Source organism: Mycobacterium sp. ML4, assembly GCF_054515735.1.
The window spans coordinates 358,533-375,601 of record NZ_JBTNSY010000002.1 but is presented as its reverse complement, the minus strand read 5'-3'; the positions used below and the strand labels follow the sequence as shown (position 1 = coordinate 375,601).

Annotated in this window: 17 protein-coding genes; 7 read left to right on the top strand and 10 right to left on the bottom strand. The window is 66.2% G+C overall.

Features of this window, described 5'->3' with window-relative positions:
• Positions 1-8: 8 nt before the first annotated feature.
• The 3 genes from htrA to sigE form a co-directional block, all read right to left on the bottom strand.
• Entirely contained in the window at positions 9-1,520 is a 1,512-nt protein-coding gene (gene htrA / locus ACX9NE_RS03775) for a serine protease HtrA (protein ID WP_459359736.1), read from the bottom strand.
• Between the two features lie 166 nt (positions 1,521-1,686).
• Positions 1,687-2,079 (bottom strand): anti-sigma E factor RseA, encoded by a 393-nt coding sequence (rseA, locus tag ACX9NE_RS03770; RefSeq protein ID WP_459359737.1) that lies wholly within the window; start codon positions 2,077-2,079, stop codon positions 1,687-1,689.
• Between the two features lie 156 nt (positions 2,080-2,235).
• Complete coding sequence (gene sigE / locus ACX9NE_RS03765) at positions 2,236-3,015, bottom strand: RNA polymerase sigma factor SigE (protein ID WP_459359738.1); 780 nt, start codon at positions 3,013-3,015, stop codon at positions 2,236-2,238.
• 203 nt (positions 3,016-3,218) lie between these two features.
• Between sigE and ACX9NE_RS03760 the strand changes: the two genes are divergently transcribed.
• A complete protein-coding gene (locus ACX9NE_RS03760; RefSeq protein WP_459359739.1) occupies positions 3,219-3,893 on the top strand; it encodes an O-methyltransferase in 675 nt (224 codons plus the stop codon).
• A gap of 1 nt (position 3,894) precedes the next feature.
• Here the strand turns inward: ACX9NE_RS03760 and ACX9NE_RS03755 are convergent, their stop codons facing one another.
• A complete protein-coding gene (locus tag ACX9NE_RS03755) occupies positions 3,895-5,658 on the bottom strand; it encodes a PE domain-containing protein (protein ID WP_459359740.1) in 1,764 nt (587 codons plus the stop codon).
• A 153-nt stretch (positions 5,659-5,811) separates the two neighbouring features.
• Between ACX9NE_RS03755 and ACX9NE_RS03750 the strand changes: the two genes are divergently transcribed.
• The 5 genes from ACX9NE_RS03750 to ACX9NE_RS03730 are packed head-to-tail and all read left to right on the top strand — an operon-like array spanning position 5,812 to position 10,945.
• On the top strand, positions 5,812-6,450 hold the full coding sequence (locus tag ACX9NE_RS03750; RefSeq protein WP_459359741.1) for a TetR family transcriptional regulator: 639 nt from the start codon (positions 5,812-5,814) through the stop codon (positions 6,448-6,450).
• Positions 6,440-7,369, top strand: a complete 930-nt coding sequence (locus ACX9NE_RS03745; RefSeq protein WP_459359742.1) for an ABC transporter ATP-binding protein — start codon at positions 6,440-6,442, stop codon at positions 7,367-7,369. The genes ACX9NE_RS03750 and ACX9NE_RS03745 overlap by 11 nt, the downstream gene beginning before the upstream one ends.
• Positions 7,366-8,994 (top strand): ABC transporter permease, encoded by a 1,629-nt coding sequence (locus ACX9NE_RS03740; protein ID WP_459359743.1) that lies wholly within the window; start codon positions 7,366-7,368, stop codon positions 8,992-8,994. Before ACX9NE_RS03745 ends, ACX9NE_RS03740 begins: the two co-directional genes overlap by 4 nt.
• On the top strand, positions 8,991-9,368 hold the full coding sequence (locus tag ACX9NE_RS03735) for a hypothetical protein (protein ID WP_459359744.1): 378 nt from the start codon (positions 8,991-8,993) through the stop codon (positions 9,366-9,368). The genes ACX9NE_RS03740 and ACX9NE_RS03735 overlap by 4 nt, the downstream gene beginning before the upstream one ends.
• Positions 9,266-10,945 carry a CocE/NonD family hydrolase gene (locus ACX9NE_RS03730; protein WP_459359745.1) on the top strand — a complete coding sequence of 560 codons (1,680 nt, stop codon included), beginning with the start codon at positions 9,266-9,268 and terminating at the stop codon, positions 10,943-10,945. The genes ACX9NE_RS03735 and ACX9NE_RS03730 overlap by 103 nt, the downstream gene beginning before the upstream one ends.
• A gap of 131 nt (positions 10,946-11,076) precedes the next feature.
• Here the strand turns inward: ACX9NE_RS03730 and glgC are convergent, their stop codons facing one another.
• On the bottom strand, positions 11,077-12,291 hold the full coding sequence (gene glgC, locus ACX9NE_RS03725) for a glucose-1-phosphate adenylyltransferase (RefSeq protein ID WP_459359746.1): 1,215 nt from the start codon (positions 12,289-12,291) through the stop codon (positions 11,077-11,079).
• 163 nt (positions 12,292-12,454) lie between these two features.
• Between glgC and glgA the strand changes: the two genes are divergently transcribed.
• Positions 12,455-13,618, top strand: coding sequence for a glycogen synthase (gene glgA / locus ACX9NE_RS03720; RefSeq protein WP_459359747.1), 1,164 nt, complete (start codon positions 12,455-12,457; stop codon positions 13,616-13,618).
• Between the two features lie 25 nt (positions 13,619-13,643).
• On the opposite strand, the gene ACX9NE_RS03715 is transcribed toward glgA, so the two are convergent.
• The 5 genes from ACX9NE_RS03715 to folP form a co-directional block, all read right to left on the bottom strand.
• Positions 13,644-13,811 (bottom strand): DUF3117 domain-containing protein, encoded by a 168-nt coding sequence (locus ACX9NE_RS03715; protein ID WP_003406247.1) that lies wholly within the window; start codon positions 13,809-13,811, stop codon positions 13,644-13,646.
• A gap of 176 nt (positions 13,812-13,987) precedes the next feature.
• Entirely contained in the window at positions 13,988-14,599 is a 612-nt protein-coding gene (locus ACX9NE_RS03710) for a DNA-3-methyladenine glycosylase I (RefSeq protein ID WP_459359748.1), read from the bottom strand.
• Positions 14,596-14,961: a DivIVA domain-containing protein gene (locus tag ACX9NE_RS03705; protein ID WP_459359749.1), complete on the bottom strand. Its 366-nt coding sequence runs from the start codon at positions 14,959-14,961 to the stop codon at positions 14,596-14,598. Before ACX9NE_RS03705 ends, ACX9NE_RS03710 begins: the two co-directional genes overlap by 4 nt.
• Before the next feature lie 48 nt (positions 14,962-15,009).
• The gene (locus tag ACX9NE_RS03700) at positions 15,010-15,981 is read right to left on the bottom strand and encodes a glucosyl-3-phosphoglycerate synthase (protein ID WP_459359750.1); all 972 of its coding nucleotides are present in this window, start codon (positions 15,979-15,981) and stop codon (positions 15,010-15,012) included.
• Positions 15,978-16,802 (bottom strand): dihydropteroate synthase, encoded by an 825-nt coding sequence (gene folP, locus ACX9NE_RS03695; protein WP_459360050.1) that lies wholly within the window; start codon positions 16,800-16,802, stop codon positions 15,978-15,980. The genes ACX9NE_RS03700 and folP overlap by 4 nt, the downstream gene beginning before the upstream one ends.
• Positions 16,803-17,069: the final 267 nt, after the last annotated feature.

Sequence of the window (17,069 nt, the reverse complement as noted above, 5' to 3'; positions counted from 1 at the left end):
TGCGATCATCACGAGCTGGTATCGGGGTCTGGCTTGACGGTCAGTGTGACGTGACGGCCGTCGCGGACCACCTCGATCTGCGCGTCCTGGCCGATGGCCAGCTGGCGCACAGCGACAACCGCTTCGTCGGAATCGGCGACTTTGCGCCCGCCGATCTTGACGATCACGTCGTTCTCCAGGATTCCGCCCTTCTGCGCGGGCCCCCCGGCTTTAACGTTGGCCACCTGCGCGCCCGAGGCGATGGCGTTGCTCACCGACCGGGTGCTGATGCCCAGCGTCGGGTGGACGATCTTGCCGTCTTTGATCAGCGTCTGCGCGACCAGCTTCATTTCGTTGACCGGGATGGCAAAGCCCAACCCACTGGCACTGTCGGACAGCGACTTGCCGGCGGTGTTGATCCCGATCACCTGTGAGTCCATGTCGATCAGCGGACCGCCGGAATTCCCGTGGTTGATTGAGGCGTCGGTCTGCAGTGCGTCGATGACGGTGTCGGTGTCAGACCCCTCGCCGGACAACGGGACCGGGCGGTGCAGGGCGCTGATGATGCCGTGCGTCACGGTGCTACGCAGGCCCAGCGGTGCACCGGCGGCAAGCACCTCGTCGCCCACCCGCACCTTGTCAGAGTCGCCGAGCCGCGCCACAGTCAAGTTGTCGACGTTGTCGACCTTCAGAACGGCCAAGTCGGTCTTGGGGTCGCGGCCCACCAGGCTGGCGGGCACTTCCTTGCCGTCGTTGAACACAACCGTGGTCTTGAACTGACTGGGGCTGTTGGCAGCTTCAGAAATGACATGGTTGTTGGTGACGATGTAGCCGCGTCCGTCGATGACGACCCCGGAGCCCTGCATGCCTTCCTGGTCGCTCTTGGACTCGATGGTCACCACTGAGTCGGCGACGGCGGCGGCCACCTTCGTGAAACGGCCGGCGGGCTCCTCGGCATTGCCCGCAGTCGACAGCGTCACTTTGGACGTGGTGAACGCCTCGACCACCTCGGCGGTTTTACGTCCGATCACCCCGCCGACCGCGCCGATCACCAACGCGATGAGCAGCAGCACCGCCAATGCGAGGTAGGACACTCTGCCACCGAAGAGCACATCGCGAACGCCGAGCTTGCCACTGTGGCGCAGCTCGCCGTGCGGGACGACCGGAGGCAAGGCCGGGGTGCCCAGCGCGGCGGCCGCGGCGGGATCGCGCCATGGATCGTCAGGTTCATCGGGTTCGCCGTTCTGCTCGCCCGCCAGGGCGGCGGCATCGATCGGGTGGCGCTGCAGTGTCTCGGTGTCGCCGAAGGGCCGCCCGAAGGCTTCGGCCAACACGGGATCGGCCGGCTTGTCGTGAGGTCTGAACTCGGATTGGTCCTGGTATTTCTGCGGACGTACCCGCTCGGCGACGAAGGAGCCCTGCAGCCCCGCGGGTCGGCCGAACGTTTGTCGCGACCCGGGGTCGACCGGCGGCCGATAGATGGGACGCGGCGCCAGCCGTTCGGTGTCCTGGCCGATGTTGTTGCCTTCGTCGGAGGTCACGGTTCCTCTTCTAGATCAATTGCAAAGCCGGGCACCAAGCCGTATGCGCAGCGAAAAGACCACGCGCGGCCCTGGAAGTCATGGTGATATCCACCCTAGTATCCATAGATCCGGTTCGGTCGGCATGAACGCGCGCGAAGGCCAGCCCAGGCAGCCGAACCTCAAGCTAACGGCGCTTCCGCTGATCACGAGCGTCGCGCTCGGCGAAGTTGTCCGCGAGCGGCATCGCATCGTCGTGCGGAGAGTGCGGAATTTCGGACAGCAACCCGAGCAGCGAACTGGGGATTCGTATCGGATGGGAATCGCGCAGCGCGGCCCGGGCACGGCTGTGATCGTCCACCTCGGCGGCGCACTGCGGGCACAGCGAAAGGTGGTGCGCGGCGCGCAGATGTGCGTTCATCCGCAGTTCCCCGTCCACGTAGGCGGCGATGGCCTCGATGGAGAGGTGTTCGGTGGAGCGGAACTGCCGCGGCGCGCCCACCGGGGCATCACTTTGCGAGGCGAATTGCGCGGGCAGCCAGGAGAACGCGCGACGAAATACATCGCCTCGGTCGGCCATCACCAGCTCCTTTCGCGCCCTTTCCAGCCATCTGTATCTCGAATGTAGCGCGACGTGCTGCTTGATAACCATGTTCGAACCTTCAAACCCCGGAATTTGGGATCAGTTGGCAACCGCAGGGTTGCCGAACCGACGTTCGGCAGCCCGAGGTTTGACTTAGCTGGCCGTCCGCATCGGACGGTCGCCGGCGTGCAGGCCGTGTCCGGGGTGCGCGGCCAGATAGTCGCGCAACGCCTGGCGTCCGCGGTGGATTCGGCTGCGGACAGTGCCGAGCTTGACGCCCAGGGTGGCACCGATCTCCTCATATGACAGACCCTCGATGTCGCACAGGACCACGGCGGCACGGAACTCCGGTGGCAGCGAATCAAGTGCGGCTTGCAGGTCCGGCCCCAGCCGGGAGTCGTGGTAGATCTGCTCGGGATTGGGCTCGTCGGCGGGCACCCGATCGTAATCCTCGGGCAGCGCCTCCATGCGGATGCGCGCCCGCCTGCGGACCATGTCCAGGAAAAGGTTGGTCGTGATGCGGTGCAACCAGCCTTCGAACGTCCCCGGCTGGTAGTTCTGGACCGAGCGGAACACCCTGATGAAAGTTTCCTGCGTCAAGTCCTCGGCGTCGTGCTGGTTGCCTGAAAGTCGGTAGGCCAGCCGGTACACCCGGTCGGCGTGCTGGCGCACGAGCTCATCCCAGGACGGCATGGTGGCCTTGTCGCCGGTCGCGTCGAAAACCGCGGTACCGAGCAACGCGTCAGACGGTTCCACCCAGTAGTCGTCCGCAATCTGCTGCGGGTGCGACATGGTGATCGGGCTCAAAGTGCTGATGGTCAATTCCTCCGGCTTTCCCCTGCCATCCAGGGTCGGCATTTCTTCACTCGCCGAAACACGAAGTTCCCACCGTGTATTCCCACCATCCTCGCCCCAGAGTGCACCGCGTTCCATACGGCCTACCGTCGCCTACCCGAGTGTGCGCGATGTATGAGCAGTCTGAGCTTTGGCTGAGAAACCCAACTGTTACCTTTGTCTTCCAGCGGTTATGGAGTTTGCCAAGAACTCCGCCATGCGGCGAGGCCCGGGCGTGTCGTCGTCGGTGACGCCGGGCGCGCCTGAACGACGACGTCCCGGGTTCGGCATACTCTGCGGACATGGAGGGCACGTCCAACACCAGCGACGAGACCGGCCACGCGACCCGAAGCACGGCCGAGTCCCTGGTGGCGCACGCCGAGGGATCGATATCGGAGGATTCGATTCTGGCCGGTGCCCGCGAACGGGCAGTGGACAGCGGCGCCGGCGCGATCACGCCCGCGGTCGGCGCGCTACTGAGCCTGTTGGCCAAGCTGAGCGGCGGCAAGGCGGTGGCCGAGGTCGGCACGGGAGCGGGCGTCAGCGGGCTGTGGTTGCTGTCGGGCATGAGGGACGACGGCGTCCTGACCACCATCGACATCGAACCGGAGTACGTCCGGCTGGCCCGGCAGGCCTTCGCCGAGGCGCAGGTCGGCCCATCGCGCACGCGGCTGATCAGCGGACGCGCCCAGGAAGTGCTGACCCGGCTTGCCGACGAGTCCTATGACTTGGTGTTCATCGACGCCGACCCGATCGACCAGCCGGAGTACGTGATGGAGGGTGTGCGTTTGTTGAGGTCCGGAGGTGTCATCGTCGTGCATCGCGCCGCCTTGGGCGGCCGCGCAGGCGATCCCGAGGCGTGCGATGCCGAGGTGGCCGCCGTACGCGAGGCGGCCCGCCTGATCGCCGAGGACGAACGGTTGACACCGGCGTTGATACCGCTGGGTGACGGTCTGCTGGCCGCCGTCCGCGACTAGGTCAGGCGCCAAGCAAGGTTTCGGCGATCGCGAACGGGAAGTGCACGGTGGCTGTCGTGACGTCCCGAACCCCGTCTCGAACCGCGTTAACGATCGTCGCCGGGTTGCCGGTCTTCAGGGCGGACGCGATGTCGTAACTTGCGTACTGCGGCGCCGTGACGAAGTTGCGCGTGTCGACGAACAACTGAGTCGGCAGATTCGCCGGCCCGACGGGTATCCCGTCGTAGCTGACCATCGTCCAGCCGGTCGCGGGACTGCCCTGGACCACGACGACGCCGGTGTTCGGCAAGGTGTGGGTGAGCAGGAACAAGGGATTGGGGTTGTCGACCATCATCATGGTGCCGGTCTCGATGGTCAGGGCGCTGGAGTAGGCGGAGACGGCATGGCTGGGATCCGCCGCGCCGGCGTAATACATGGTTTGCACGGCGTTGTTGAACCCGGCGGCGAAGTTCAGCCCGGTCGGGTTGGTGGACAGCGGGGTCAGCATCGGGAAGGCGGGCAGCCCGAGCGTCCACACCAGCGGACCGCCCAGATACAGCAGTCCCGCCGGGATCTGCGGTAAGTCTTCGAACAAGCCGGCGTTGATCTCGTTGAGCCCGGGCAGCACCACCGCAGCCGGCTGTCCCGCGTACGCCACCAGCGCTGCGGCGGTTTCCTGTGTCCGGATCATCTGCGAGTCGAAGATTCCGGCGAATATGCCCTGGCCGTTGAGCACGTTGGCGATGTTGGCCGCTTGCAGAACGCCTGTCGCGTCCAGCGGAGGGCCAGGTACCGCGGTGTCGAGAATGCCGGCCACGTTGCTCGCCGTCTGGCCGTGCCGGACGAACTCGATGGTGACCAGCTGGTCGTTGAGGACGGGGATGGTTGAACCGCCCAGGCCGATGAACAAGCCGGGAAAACCGCGGGCCCCGGTGGCCCCGATAGCGCTCCCGGCCCCGCCGGTGCCGCCGTACCCGCCGTCGCCGAACAGCAGCGCCTGGCCGCCGGCGCCGCCGGCACCGCCGGGATCGAGCAGGACCAGCGCCGCACCACCCAGGCCGCCCCGACCGCCGTTGCCCATCAGCAGGCCGCCGACACCACCAGCGCCCCCCGCACCACCGGCCCAGCCGGTCCCGCCGACACCGCCGGTGCCGATCAACCCGGCATTTCCGCCGATTCCACCGTTCAGGGGCAGCGCACCTCCGGTCGGCGAATAGCCGGCCCCGCCGTCTCCGAGCAGGATGCCACCGGCTCCGCCGTCGGGATGAGTGGCGGTTCCACCGGCGCCGTTGCCGATCACGTCGCGTCCGAACAACGCCCGGGTAGGCGAGTTGATGATTGGGTCGACCGCCTGGCCGAGGGAGCTGGCAATCCAGGCCTGCCCGGCACCGTGAACCGGTCTGTAGACGAGAGCCTGGAACGCCCCGGCAGTGAATTCGTTCAGTGCGCCCGGCGGAGCGGCGGCAACGCCTCCGCCGAGCAGTGTGGCCTCCAACTGCGCCAATATCGCCGCCTCGGTACCGCTGTAGGAGGCTGCGGCCGCGCCGAGGTTCTCGACGAATTCCTGGTGATACACCGCTGCCTGTGCCGCTGCCGCCCGGTAGTCGTTCGCGTGCGTTCCGAATAGAGAGGCGATCGCGACCGACACCTCGTCGGCCGCCGCCGCGGCCAGCTGAGTCGTGGGGATCGCTGAGGTCGCGTTGCCGGCGCCGATGGCCGCTCCGATCTGCGCGGCCTCCGCCGACGCAGTTTCGATCATGTCCAGTGTCGCGACCACAAATGACATTTCGCTACTCCTCGATGCGTAATCAATCCCGACGACATCTTGACACCCGCTGCGGCGAAAAATTTCGGATTCGGCCACAAATATCCGGCGAGTGTGAGTGACTCCGAGCGCCGGTCTTGACGACTGACTGAACGGCCGTTTAATGTACTGAACATGCGTTCAGCCGACCTGACTGCGGTGGCCCGGATTCGTGACGCGGCCATCGAGCAGTTCGGCGAGCACGGATTCGGGGTGGGCCTACGAAGCATCGCCGAGGCCGCCGGGGTCAGCGCGGCGTTGGTGATCCACCACTTCGGTTCCAAGGGGGGCCTGCGCAAGGCGTGCGACGAATACGTCGCCGAAGAGATCCGCAGCGGCAAGTCCGCGGCGATGCAGTCCAATGACCCGGCCACCTGGTTGGGCCAGATGGCCGAGATCGAGTCCTACGCGCCGATCATGGCATATCTGGTGCGCAGCATGCAGGCCGGCGGTGAACTGGCGAACATGTTGTGGCAGCGCATGATTGACAACGCCGAAGCGTACCTGGAGGAAGGTGTGCAGGCCGGCACCATCAAGCCGAGCCGCGACCCCCATGCCAGGGCCCGCTACCTGGGCATCATTGGAGGTGGCGGGTTCTTGCTCTATCTGCAAATGCACCCCACCCCAACAGATTTGCGCGCGGTCTTGCGGGACTACGCCCATGAGATGGTGTTGCCAGCCCTCGAACTGTATTCCGAGGGATTGCTGACCGACCGCACCATGTACGACGCGTTTCTCGCAGCAGAGAACCAAGGAGGGTCACATGACAACTAGCCACCAAGCGCCCATCGAGATTCGCGGTCTCACCAAGAACTTCGGTAATGTCCGCGCGCTCAACGGCCTCGACCTGACGGTGCAGGAAGGAGAAGTGCACGGGTTCCTCGGACCCAACGGTGCCGGCAAGTCGACGACCATCCGCATACTGCTCGGCGTGGTCAAGGCCGACGGCGGCACCGCGCGACTACTGGGCGGGGACCCGTGGACCAACGCCGTCCAGCTACATCGCCAGATCGCCTATGTGCCGGGCGATGTCACGCTATGGCCATCACTCACCGGTGGCGAGACCATCGACCTGCTGGCCCGGATGCGGGGCGGCATCGAGCAGCGGCTGCGGGCCGAGCTCGTCGAGCGCTTCGAGTTCGACCCACACAAGAAAGTGCGAACCTACTCCAAGGGCAATCGTCAGAAGGTCTCGCTGATCTCCGCCTTTTCGTCGCGCGCTCGGCTGTTGCTCCTCGACGAACCGACTAGCGGGCTGGATCCCCTGATGGAGAACGTGTTTCAGCAGTGCGTCGCCGAGGCACGCGACCGCGGCGCGACGGTGCTGCTGTCCAGTCACATCCTCGCCGAGACCGAAGCTCTGTGTGAACGAGTCACCATCATCCAGGCCGGCAGAACCGTCGAAAGCGGTTCGCTGGAGTCGATGCGCCACCTCAGCCGGACCTCCATCAAGGCCGAGTTGATCGGCGACCCTGGTGATCTGACCCGAATCAAGGGGGTTGAAGACATCAGTCTCGAAGGCAAAACGCTACGCGCGCAGGTCGATAGCGACAGCCTCGGCGAACTGATCCGATTGCTCGGCGACGCCGGCGTGCGCAGCCTGGTCAGCCAGCCACCCTCCCTCGAGGAACTTTTCATGCGCCACTACAGCACCAAAGGTGGCCGCGATGCCAAGGAGGTGGCGGCGCGATGAGCACCGCGCTTCTGGACCGGCCATCCGTTGTGCCACAACGTGGTTCGCTCTTCGCCGGGACACTGGGACTGCTGCGGCTCTACCTGCGCCGCGACCGTGTCGTTCTACCGCTGTGGGTGCTGCTGCTGTCGGCGCCACTGGCAAGCGTGTACATCGGCAGCATCGAAGAGGTCTACTCAACTGCTGCCGAGCGAGCCCGATTTGCGGCTACCATCATGGCCAGTCCCGCGCAGCGCGCGCTGTACGGTCAGATCCACAACCACAGCCTCGGCGCGGTCGGCATTTGGAAAGCCGGAATGTTCCACACGCTGATCGCGGTGGCGGTCATCCTCACCGTCATTCGTCACACCCGGGCTGACGAGGAAACCGGCCGCGCGGAACTGATCGATTCGACCGCGGTCGGCCGCTACGCCAGCCTCACCGCCGCCCTGCTGCTGTCGTTCGGGGCGTCTTTGGCGACCGGGTTGATCGGTGCCGCGGGTCTGCTCACCACCGACGTCAGCGCGGCTGGATCGGTGGCGTTCTGCGCGGCGCTGGCCGCCTCCGGGCTGGTCTTCAGCGCCGTGGCGGCGGTGGCAGCGCAGGTGTCACCGAGTGCCCGAGTCGCCCGCGGTATCGCGTTCGCGGTGCTGGGCACGGCCTTCACCCTGCGCGCGGTCGGCGACGCAGGATCGGGCGCATTGTCGTGGCTGTCCCCGCTGGGGTGGTCGCTGCAGGTACGCCCGTATGCCGGTGAACGCTGGTGGGTGTTGCTGCTGCACCTGGCGACGACGTTGGTGCTGGCCGTCCTGGCATACCGGTTGCTGGCAGGCCGCGACATCGGCGCGGGGCTGTTCGCCGAACGCACCGGACGCGGTACGGCTTCACGTGGGCTCCGAGGTGCTTTCGGCCTGGCGTGGCGCCTTGATCGCGGCGCGCTGGTCGTGTGGACGGTGGGGCTGGTGTTGTACGGCCTGTTGATCGGCAGCGTCACACATGGCATCGGCGATGAGCTGGGCGGCGCGGCTGGGCGGGATGTCCTTGCGCGACTGGGCGGGACCAGCGCGCTGGAACAGGGTTTCATCACCGTGGGGTTCGGCATGCTGGGCATGATCGCCGCGGCGTTCGCGATCTCGTTGTCGCTGCGGGTGCATCAGGAGGAGACCAGTCAGCGCGCCGAAACCCTGCTGGCCGGGTCGGTTTCGCGTTCGCGGTTGCTGGCAAGTCATCTGTTGATGGCGTTGGGCGGATCGTCCATAGCAATTCTGCTCTCGGGCTTGGCCGGCGGCCTGGCCTACGGCATGGCAGCCGGAGACGTCGCGGGCAAGCTGCCCACCGTCGTGGCAACCGCGGGGGTGCAACTACCCGCCGTGTGGCTGCTGTCTGCGGTGACGGTCGTATTGTTCGGCCTCACACCACGATTCACGCCGGTCGCCTGGAGTGTGCTGGTCGGTTTCGTCGCGCTGTACCTACTCGGTTCCTTGTCGGGATCACCGCAGTGGCTGCTCGACCTGGAACCGTTTGCGCACACCCCGCGAGTCGGCGACGATTTCACGCCGGTGCCGCTGTTCTGGTTGCTGGCTATCGACGTTGCATTGATCGCGCTGGGCGCCACAGCCTTTCGTCGCCGGGACATACGCTCATGAACACCGTCGTGAAGATCATCGGGTCGCTGCTCTATGGAGTTGTGCTGTACAGCGTGCTGGTGTTCGTGCCGGCCGGGACGGTGCACTACTGGCAGGGGTGGGCGTTCGTGGTCATCGCGATGGGCGCAACCACCGTGTCGACCGTCGTGTTGGCCATAACCAACCCGGCGGCGCACCTCGGCGAGCAGACGCAAAATCGTGTGGGAGCACATGCTCCCACACGATTTTGCGTCTGCTCGCGCAGGGGGCGCGGCGCGTCTAAGGTAACGGCGTGGCCCGAGACCCGGCACCTGCCCTGGACCGTCCCTGGCGACGGCCCGGTGCTGCACGGTATGCGTTGGATCGGGTTCGCAGTATCGCCAAGCCGCCCGTGACCGTCACCGATCCTCCATCGGACGTCGTCGTCGACCGCGACGTCGAAGTCCCCACCCGGGACGAAACCGTACTGCGGATCAACGTCTTCCATCGAGGCGAGCCCACACCCCGGCCGGTGCTCCTGAGCATTCACCCGTACGGCAAGGACGATCTGCCTCGGCGGCGCCTCAACCGCTGGACGTTCTCGCCGCAATTCCGCGCCCTGCGCCAACCGCGACCGCTGACGTTCTCGGCGCTGACCGGATGGGAGGCGCCCGACCCGGCATGGTGGACGGCGCAGGGCTTCACCGTCGTCAACGCCGACTCGCGCGGCTGCGGACACTCCGACGGCACCGGCAAGCTGATGTCCCGGCAGGAGGCCGAAGACACCTACGACCTGGTGCAGTGGTTGGCCGAGCAGCCGTGGAGCGACGGCCGGGTCGTCATGCTGGGCGTGTCCTATTTGGCCATCAGTCAGTATGCCGTCGCCGCGCTGCAACCCCCGGCCCTGCGGGCGATCTGTCCGTGGGAAGGCCTGACCGACGCCTACCGTGACCTGACCTTCCCCGGCGGCGTCCGGGAGTTCGGCTTCACCAGGTTGTGGTCGTACATGGTGAATAGAACGCGGCAAACCTACAGCCTCAAGGAGATGGGCGACGAGCATCCGCTGCGCGATGACACGTGGCGGTCGGTGGTACCGGATCTGTCCGCGATCACGGTGCCAATGCTGGTCTGTGGCAGCTTCTCGGACAACAACTTGCACAGCCGCGGCTCGGTCCGGGCGTTCACCCGGGTCGATTCCGGCTACCGGCGGCTCTATACCCACCGCGGCGGCAAATGGGAGCAGTTCTACTCCCGGGAGGCGCTGGCCGAACAGCTGCAGTTCTTCCGTACGGCGCTCGACGGAGCGCCGGCGTCCCGCAGCGTGCGACTTGAGGTGCGCGAGGACCGCGACACCGTCGCCTCGGTGCGCGAGGAGCACGAATGGCCCCTCGCCCGGACCCACTGGCGGCGTTTGTATCTCGCCGGCACCGGAATGCTGTCGACCGAGGCGCCGACTGCTGGAGGCAGCATCACTTTCGACACCCGTTCTCGCGCAGCAGCATTCAACTGGACGGTACCGGAAGACGTCGAGTTGACCGGCCCTATGGCAGCACGGCTGCGGGTGCAGCTGGACGGCTTCGACGACGCGAACATCTTTGTGGGCGTGGAGAAATGGCGCGACGGGAACTACGTCGGATTCGAAGGGTCCTACGGGTACGGCCGTGACCGGGTCACCACCGGCTGGCAGCGGGTGTCCCTGCGCGCGCTCGACGCCGAACTCTCCTCGCCGTGGGAGCCGGTCCCGGCTTGCGACCGGCGGCAACCGGTGCGTCCGGGCGAAGTCATCGCGCTGGATGTGGCGCTGGGCCCGTCCGCGACGTTGTTCCGCGCCGGCGAGCAGCTGCGGTTTGTGGTGGGCGGCCGCTGGTTGTGCCCCCGCAACCCACTCACCGGCCAGTTTCCCGCGGCTTACCCCCACCCGCCGCGCGGTCTGGTGACGCTGCGCTGGGGCCCCCGCTATGACGCGCACCTGCTGATCCCGGAGATCCCCTGAGGTCGCGACAGCTTCGCGAGCAGGCGCAAAGTCGCACGGTTTCGTGCCGAAACGTGCGACTTTGCGACTGCTCGCGCAGGGGGAGGTGGGGTGCTCGCGGAGGGGGCGGGCGCCCGCGGGCCGAGTGCCCGCTAGATCCAGACCCCTTTGCCGACCGCGACCACACCGCCGGCGCTGATCGCGAATCGCTCCCGGTCCTTTTCCAAGTCCACACCGACCATTTCGCCGGGCCCGACGACAACGTTCTTGTCCAAGATCGCGTGACGCACTACCGCCCCGCGGCCCACGCGCGCTCCCGGCATGATCACGCTGCCCTCCACGATCGCCCCGTCGTCGACCACCACGTTGGACGACAACACCGAATTGCGCACCGACGCCGCCGAAATGATGCTTCCGGCACCCACCACGGATTCCTGGGCTGAGCCGCCGTTGACGAACTTGGCCGGCGCCAGATTCTCCGACTCTCCGCGGATGGGCCAGCGCTTGTTGTAGAGGTTGAACACCGGATGTACCGACACCAGATCCATATGCGCCTCGTAGAACGCATCCAGCGTCCCCACGTCACGCCAGTAGGCCCGGTCGCGGTCGGTGGCCCCCGGCACCTCGTTGTCGTTGAAGTCATAAACGGCGGCCATCCCGTCGGCCACCAGCCGCGGAATGATGTCACCACCCATATCGTGGTCGGAGTGGTCGTCGTCGGCATCTGCGCGGATCGCATCGATCAGCACCTTGGTGGTGAAGATGTAGTTGCCCATCGACACGAAGGTGCTCGCAGGGTCGTCGGGGGTACCGGGCGGATCGAGCGGCTTCTCGACGAAATTGCGGATCCGGCCGGACTCGTCGGAGTCGATGCAACCGAAGGCGCTTGCTTCGGTTCTGGGCACCCGGATGCCGGCCACCGTCGCACCGGCTCCGCTGTCGATGTGAAAGCGCACCATCTGCTCGGGGTCCATCCGGTACACGTGATCGGCGCCGAACACGACGATGTAGTCGGGGTCTTCGTCATGGATCAGGTTGAGCGATTGGTAGATCGCGTCGGCTGAGCCGGTGTACCAACGAGGTCCGAGGCGCTGTTGGGCCGGCACCGGGGTGATGTACTCGCCGGCCAGGCCTGACAGTCGCCAGTTCTGGGAAATGTGGCGGTCCAGCGAATGTGACTTGTACTGGGTGAGCACGCAGATCCGCAGGTAGCGGGCATTGACCAGGTTGGATAGCACGAAGTCGATCAGCCGGTAGGCCCCTCCGAAAGGCACCGCGGGCTTGGCGCGGTCGGCGGTCAAGGGATACAGCCGCTTGCCCTCACCACCGGCCAGCACGATGCCGAGCACGTGCGGCGCTTCCCTCATGGCACAAACCTATCGGCAGCTACCACGCGCTGCCACCGGTAGGGCCCGCATTGTCCATTCGCTAGACGACCGGATATTTAAGTTGGTGCAGTTAAGCCCCTTTCGGCCCATTCCTCACCAGCCCGGCATGCGAGCAGCGTGGCGGCCGAACTACCGTTCGGGTATGCGGGTGGCGATGATGACTCGGGAATATCCTCCGGAGGTTTATGGCGGAGCCGGCGTACACGTCACCGAACTGGTATCCCAATTGCGCAGGTTGTGCGCTGTCGATGTGCACTGCATGGGCGCCGACCGCCCGGGCGCCGTCGCCCACCAGCCCGACCCCCGGTTGCGTGCCGCCAATGCGGCACTGTCCACCTTGTCGGCCGATCTGATGATGGCCAACGCCGCCAATGTTGCCACCGTCGTGCACTCGCACACCTGGTACACGGGTATGGCCGGGCATCTGGCCAAGTTGCTCTACGACGTTCCGCACGTGCTGACCGCTCATTCGCTGGAACCCATGCGGCCGTGGAAGGCCGAGCAACTCGGCGGCGGCTACCACGTGTCTTCGTGGGTCGAACACACTGCGGTACTCGGCGCCGACGCTGTCGTCGCGGTCAGCTCCGGCATGCGCGACGACATCCTGCGGGTCTACCCCACGCTGGATCCACACGCCGTGCACGTGATCAGAAACGGAATCGATACCGAGTTCTGGCACCCGGCGGGCCCGGTCCACACCGGCTCAGTTCTCGAGGAGCACGGCGTCGACCCGAACCGGCCCATTGTCGCTTTCGTCGGGCGCATCACCCGGCAGAAGGGCGTGTCGCACCTGGTTGCCGCCGCGCATCGGTTCAGCCCCGACGTTCAACTCGTGCTGTGCGCCGGAGCACCCGACACTCCGGAAATCGCCGAAGAAGTCCGCTCAGCAGTTGCCAGGCTGGAGCGCAGCCGCACCGGGGTGTTCTGGATACGGGACATGCTCCACAAGACAAAGTTGCGCGAAATACTCTCGGCCGCAACGGTTTTCGTTTGCCCATCGGTTTACGAACCACTGGGCATCGTCAATCTGGAGGCGATGGCCTGCGCGACGGCGGTGGTGGCCTCCGATGTGGGCGGCATCCCGGAGGTGGTTGCCGACGGTGTCACCGGTTCATTGGTGCACTACGACGCCGACTATTCCGACGCCTTCGAGGCACGCCTTGCCGAGGCAGTCAACGCGTTGGTTGCCGACCGGGCGAAGGCGCAACAGTACGGCCGCGCAGGACGTCAACGCTGTATCGAGGAATTCTCGTGGGCACACATCGCCGAGCGCACGCTGGACATCTACCGGAAGGTGTGCGCGTGAAGCAGCTGGGTCACGCGTCTGCCGATCAGCTGGTGACGCCCTTCAGTTCGTCGCCCAGCGCGGCAGCCTCATCGGGCGTCAGCTCAACCACCAGACGGCCGCCACCTTCAAGTGGTACCCGCATCACGATGCCGCGCCCCTCTTTGGTTGCTTCAAGTGGACCGTCACCGGTCCGGGGCTTCATCGCCGCCATCGAGTGCTCCCTCCAGATTCGAGCTGGCCCGCACCCGCGGACCTGGTCGGCGCCGAGCATGCCCCGCCAGTAAATTTCCAGCCATACCCGACATTGAACTGCCAAATCACCCCTCCATTGTTCCCTATCCGGGAGAGCAGGTGCACAAAGACCCGCTTCTGAGGCCAACCTGACGCTTACCGAGCCCGTCGGGACGCCTTCGGCCGGACCCAGCAAGCGCGGATGTGATCGTCCACCATGCCGGTCGCCTGCATCAGCGCGTACGCGGTGGTGGGCCCGACGAAGCGGAATCCCCGCCGCTTGAGCTCGCGGGCCATCGCCTCAGATTCCGGGCTGGTAGAGGGAATTTCAGTCAAGTCAGCAAACCGGGGACGCGCGGGCGGCGCAAACGACCACAGCAGGTCTGAAAGGTCCTGTGCTGACCCCATGTCGAGCGCGGCGCGCGCATTGGCAATCGTCGATTCGATCTTGGCCCGGTTGCGCACGATTCCGTCGTCGGCCAGCAGCCGCTGCACGTCGGAGTCGGTGAAGCGGGCGACCTTGTCTATGTCGAACCCCTGGAAAGCCCGCCGGAAGTTGTCTCGCTTACGCAAGATGATCAGCCACGACAGTCCACTCTGGAATGCCTCCAAGCTCATGCGCTCGAACAACGCCGTGCCGTCTGTGAGCGGGTGGCCCCATTCCTCGTCGTGATACCTGCGGTACAGCTCAGCATCGGGCCCCGGTCGAACGACGGCCCAACCGCAGCGAACCAGGCCATCGTCTGCCGCGTCGCCATGCCCGCTCATGTCGGTCCGGAACGGTCCACCGCGACGACGTCCACGTCGGACACCTCGGCTTCCTCGGCCGGTGCCGACTCGGCGCCCGACGCTTGCAGGGCGGCCACCTGGCCGCGCAGTATCTCCAGCTCGCGACCCAGCCGGTCCAAAACCCAGTCGACTTCGCTGGTCTTGTATCCGCGTAATACCTGCGTGAACTTGACGGCCTCGACATCCGCGCCGGTAACGCCGTAGGCCGGCAACACGGTCGCCGTCGTCGCCCGGGGCAGCGGTGGCAGCTGCTCACCGCGGCCGAACAACAGGCTGGCTACGCCGAACAGCACGACCGCCACGACGGTCAGAACCACCAGGTAAAGCAACACCAATGCCACGCCGTCGATCTTGCCCTACCGCCCCGACAAGCAGCGCTCAGTAGTGCGTCAATGCGGCCGGAGCACACTCATCGGAGGGCGGTCGGCCAGCGACACCGGAGCCGTGTGCTGGGTGTAGTCATCGCCGACCGGAAAGAACTGGGTCAATCCGACACCGGAGTCGGGGATGCCGCAGCGGGAGAGCAGCGTCGCGATCACCTGCCGGCTCATCGCGCCCAATTCGTCCAGTGGCCGGTTGCGGTGTGCCCGCACACCTAGGTTGACCTGGGCGATCGCGTCCAGCCCCAGACGATCGAAGGTGTCCACCAGCAGGCCGATTTCCACGCCGTAGCCCGGAGCGAACGGCAGGGACATCAGCAGCTCGCGGCTGGCGGCGTATTCGCCGCCCAGCGGCTGCAAAATGCAACTCAGTTCGGGGCGCAGCGCCGCCAGCAGAGGCCGCGCCACCAGCTCGGTGACCCGCCCGCCTCCGGTGGAACCGGCATCCCCGCTCGCATCGGCGACCTGGAGCGGCCGCCGGTAGAAGCCCTTGACCAGGTGAATGCCCTGACCGGTGAGCAGCGGGCCTACCAGATAGGGCACAAACATGGGGTGCGGGTTGATCAGGTCCGAGTCGATGAACACCACGATGTCGCCGCTGGTGGCGGCCAGTGAGCGCCACAGCGCCTCGCCCTTGCCGGGCCGCGCCGGGAGCTCGGGCACGGCCTGCTCGCGGCTGACGACCCGGGCACCGGCTGCGATCGCCCGTATCCCGGTGTCATCGGTAGAGCCGGAATCCAGCACGATCAGCTCGTCGACCAGCCCATCCACCAGCGGTGTGATGCTGTCGATGACGGATTCGACGGATTCTTCCTCGTTGAGGGCCGGCAGCACCACTGAAATCGTCCGCCCCGCCTTGGCGGCGACGAGTTCGCTGATCGTCCAGCGCGGACGGTTCCAGCTGTGGTCGGCCAGCCAGCCATCGGCGGGTGGCGCGACCAGTACTTCATCCCGGGTGAGATCCAGTTCGGATGCCGTCATGCCAGTCCCCTCACGGTGCGCGTCGGCGGACGCATCCCCTGGATGGAGGCCACCATCTCCAGTACCCTCCTGGTCGCCGCGACCTGGTGGACGCGGAACATGTGCGCGCCGGCGGCTGCGGCCAGCGCGGTAGCGGCCAGTGTCCCCTCGAGCCGTTCGGTCACGTCCACGCCCAGAGTCTCCCCGACGAAGTCCTTATTGCTCAAAGCCATGAGCACAGGCCACCCGGTCTTAACAAGATCGGCCACGTGGCGCAACAGGAGCAGGCCGTGGAAGGTGTTCTTGCCGAAGTCGTGGGCGGGGTCGATCAGTATCCGGTCGCGGGCGACTCCGGCCGCAACGGCCCGCTCGGCGGCGGTGGTGACCTGGGCGATCACGTCGTCCACTACTCCGCGCGTAGTCGTACCGTAACGCACCCGGAAGGGCCGGGTACGCGGTAACGCTCCCCCGGTGTGCGCGCAGACGAGTCCTGCGTCGAATTCGGCCGCCACTTCTTGCAGCTGCTGGTCGACGCCACCCCAGGTGTCGTTGATGATGTCGGCGCCGGCGGCACAGGCGAGCCTGGCCACCTGGGAGCGCCAAGTGTCGACGCTGATCAGCTGGTCCGGGTAGGCACCGCGCAGCCACTCGACAAACGGCACCAACCGCGCGATCTCGGTGTCGGGGTCCACGGTCTCACCGGGACCCGCTTTGACCCCGCCGATGTCGATGACGTCGGCGCCCTCATCGATGGCGCGGTGCACGGCTTCGCGAGCCGCACCGTCGGCAAAGGTCGCGCCCTTGTCGTAGAACGAGTCCGGGGTGCGGTTGATGATCGCCATGATCAGCGCGCGATCACCCGCAACGGGCCGACCGCACAGGGATGAACGCACATCTCCATAGTGCCTGCTCAATCAGGATCGACGGCATCGAGTGTGCAGTGACGGCATCCAGTGTGCGTTCACGGCGAGGAAATCGCGATTCCACCACTACAGCCGCACACTCGATGCGGTGAAAGCACACTCAAGGTTGGCCGCCCCAGGCGGGCGACACCCAAGGGTGCATGCGGAGGTTCGGCCGTGCGGTCACTTGACGGCCCGGCCCGATCG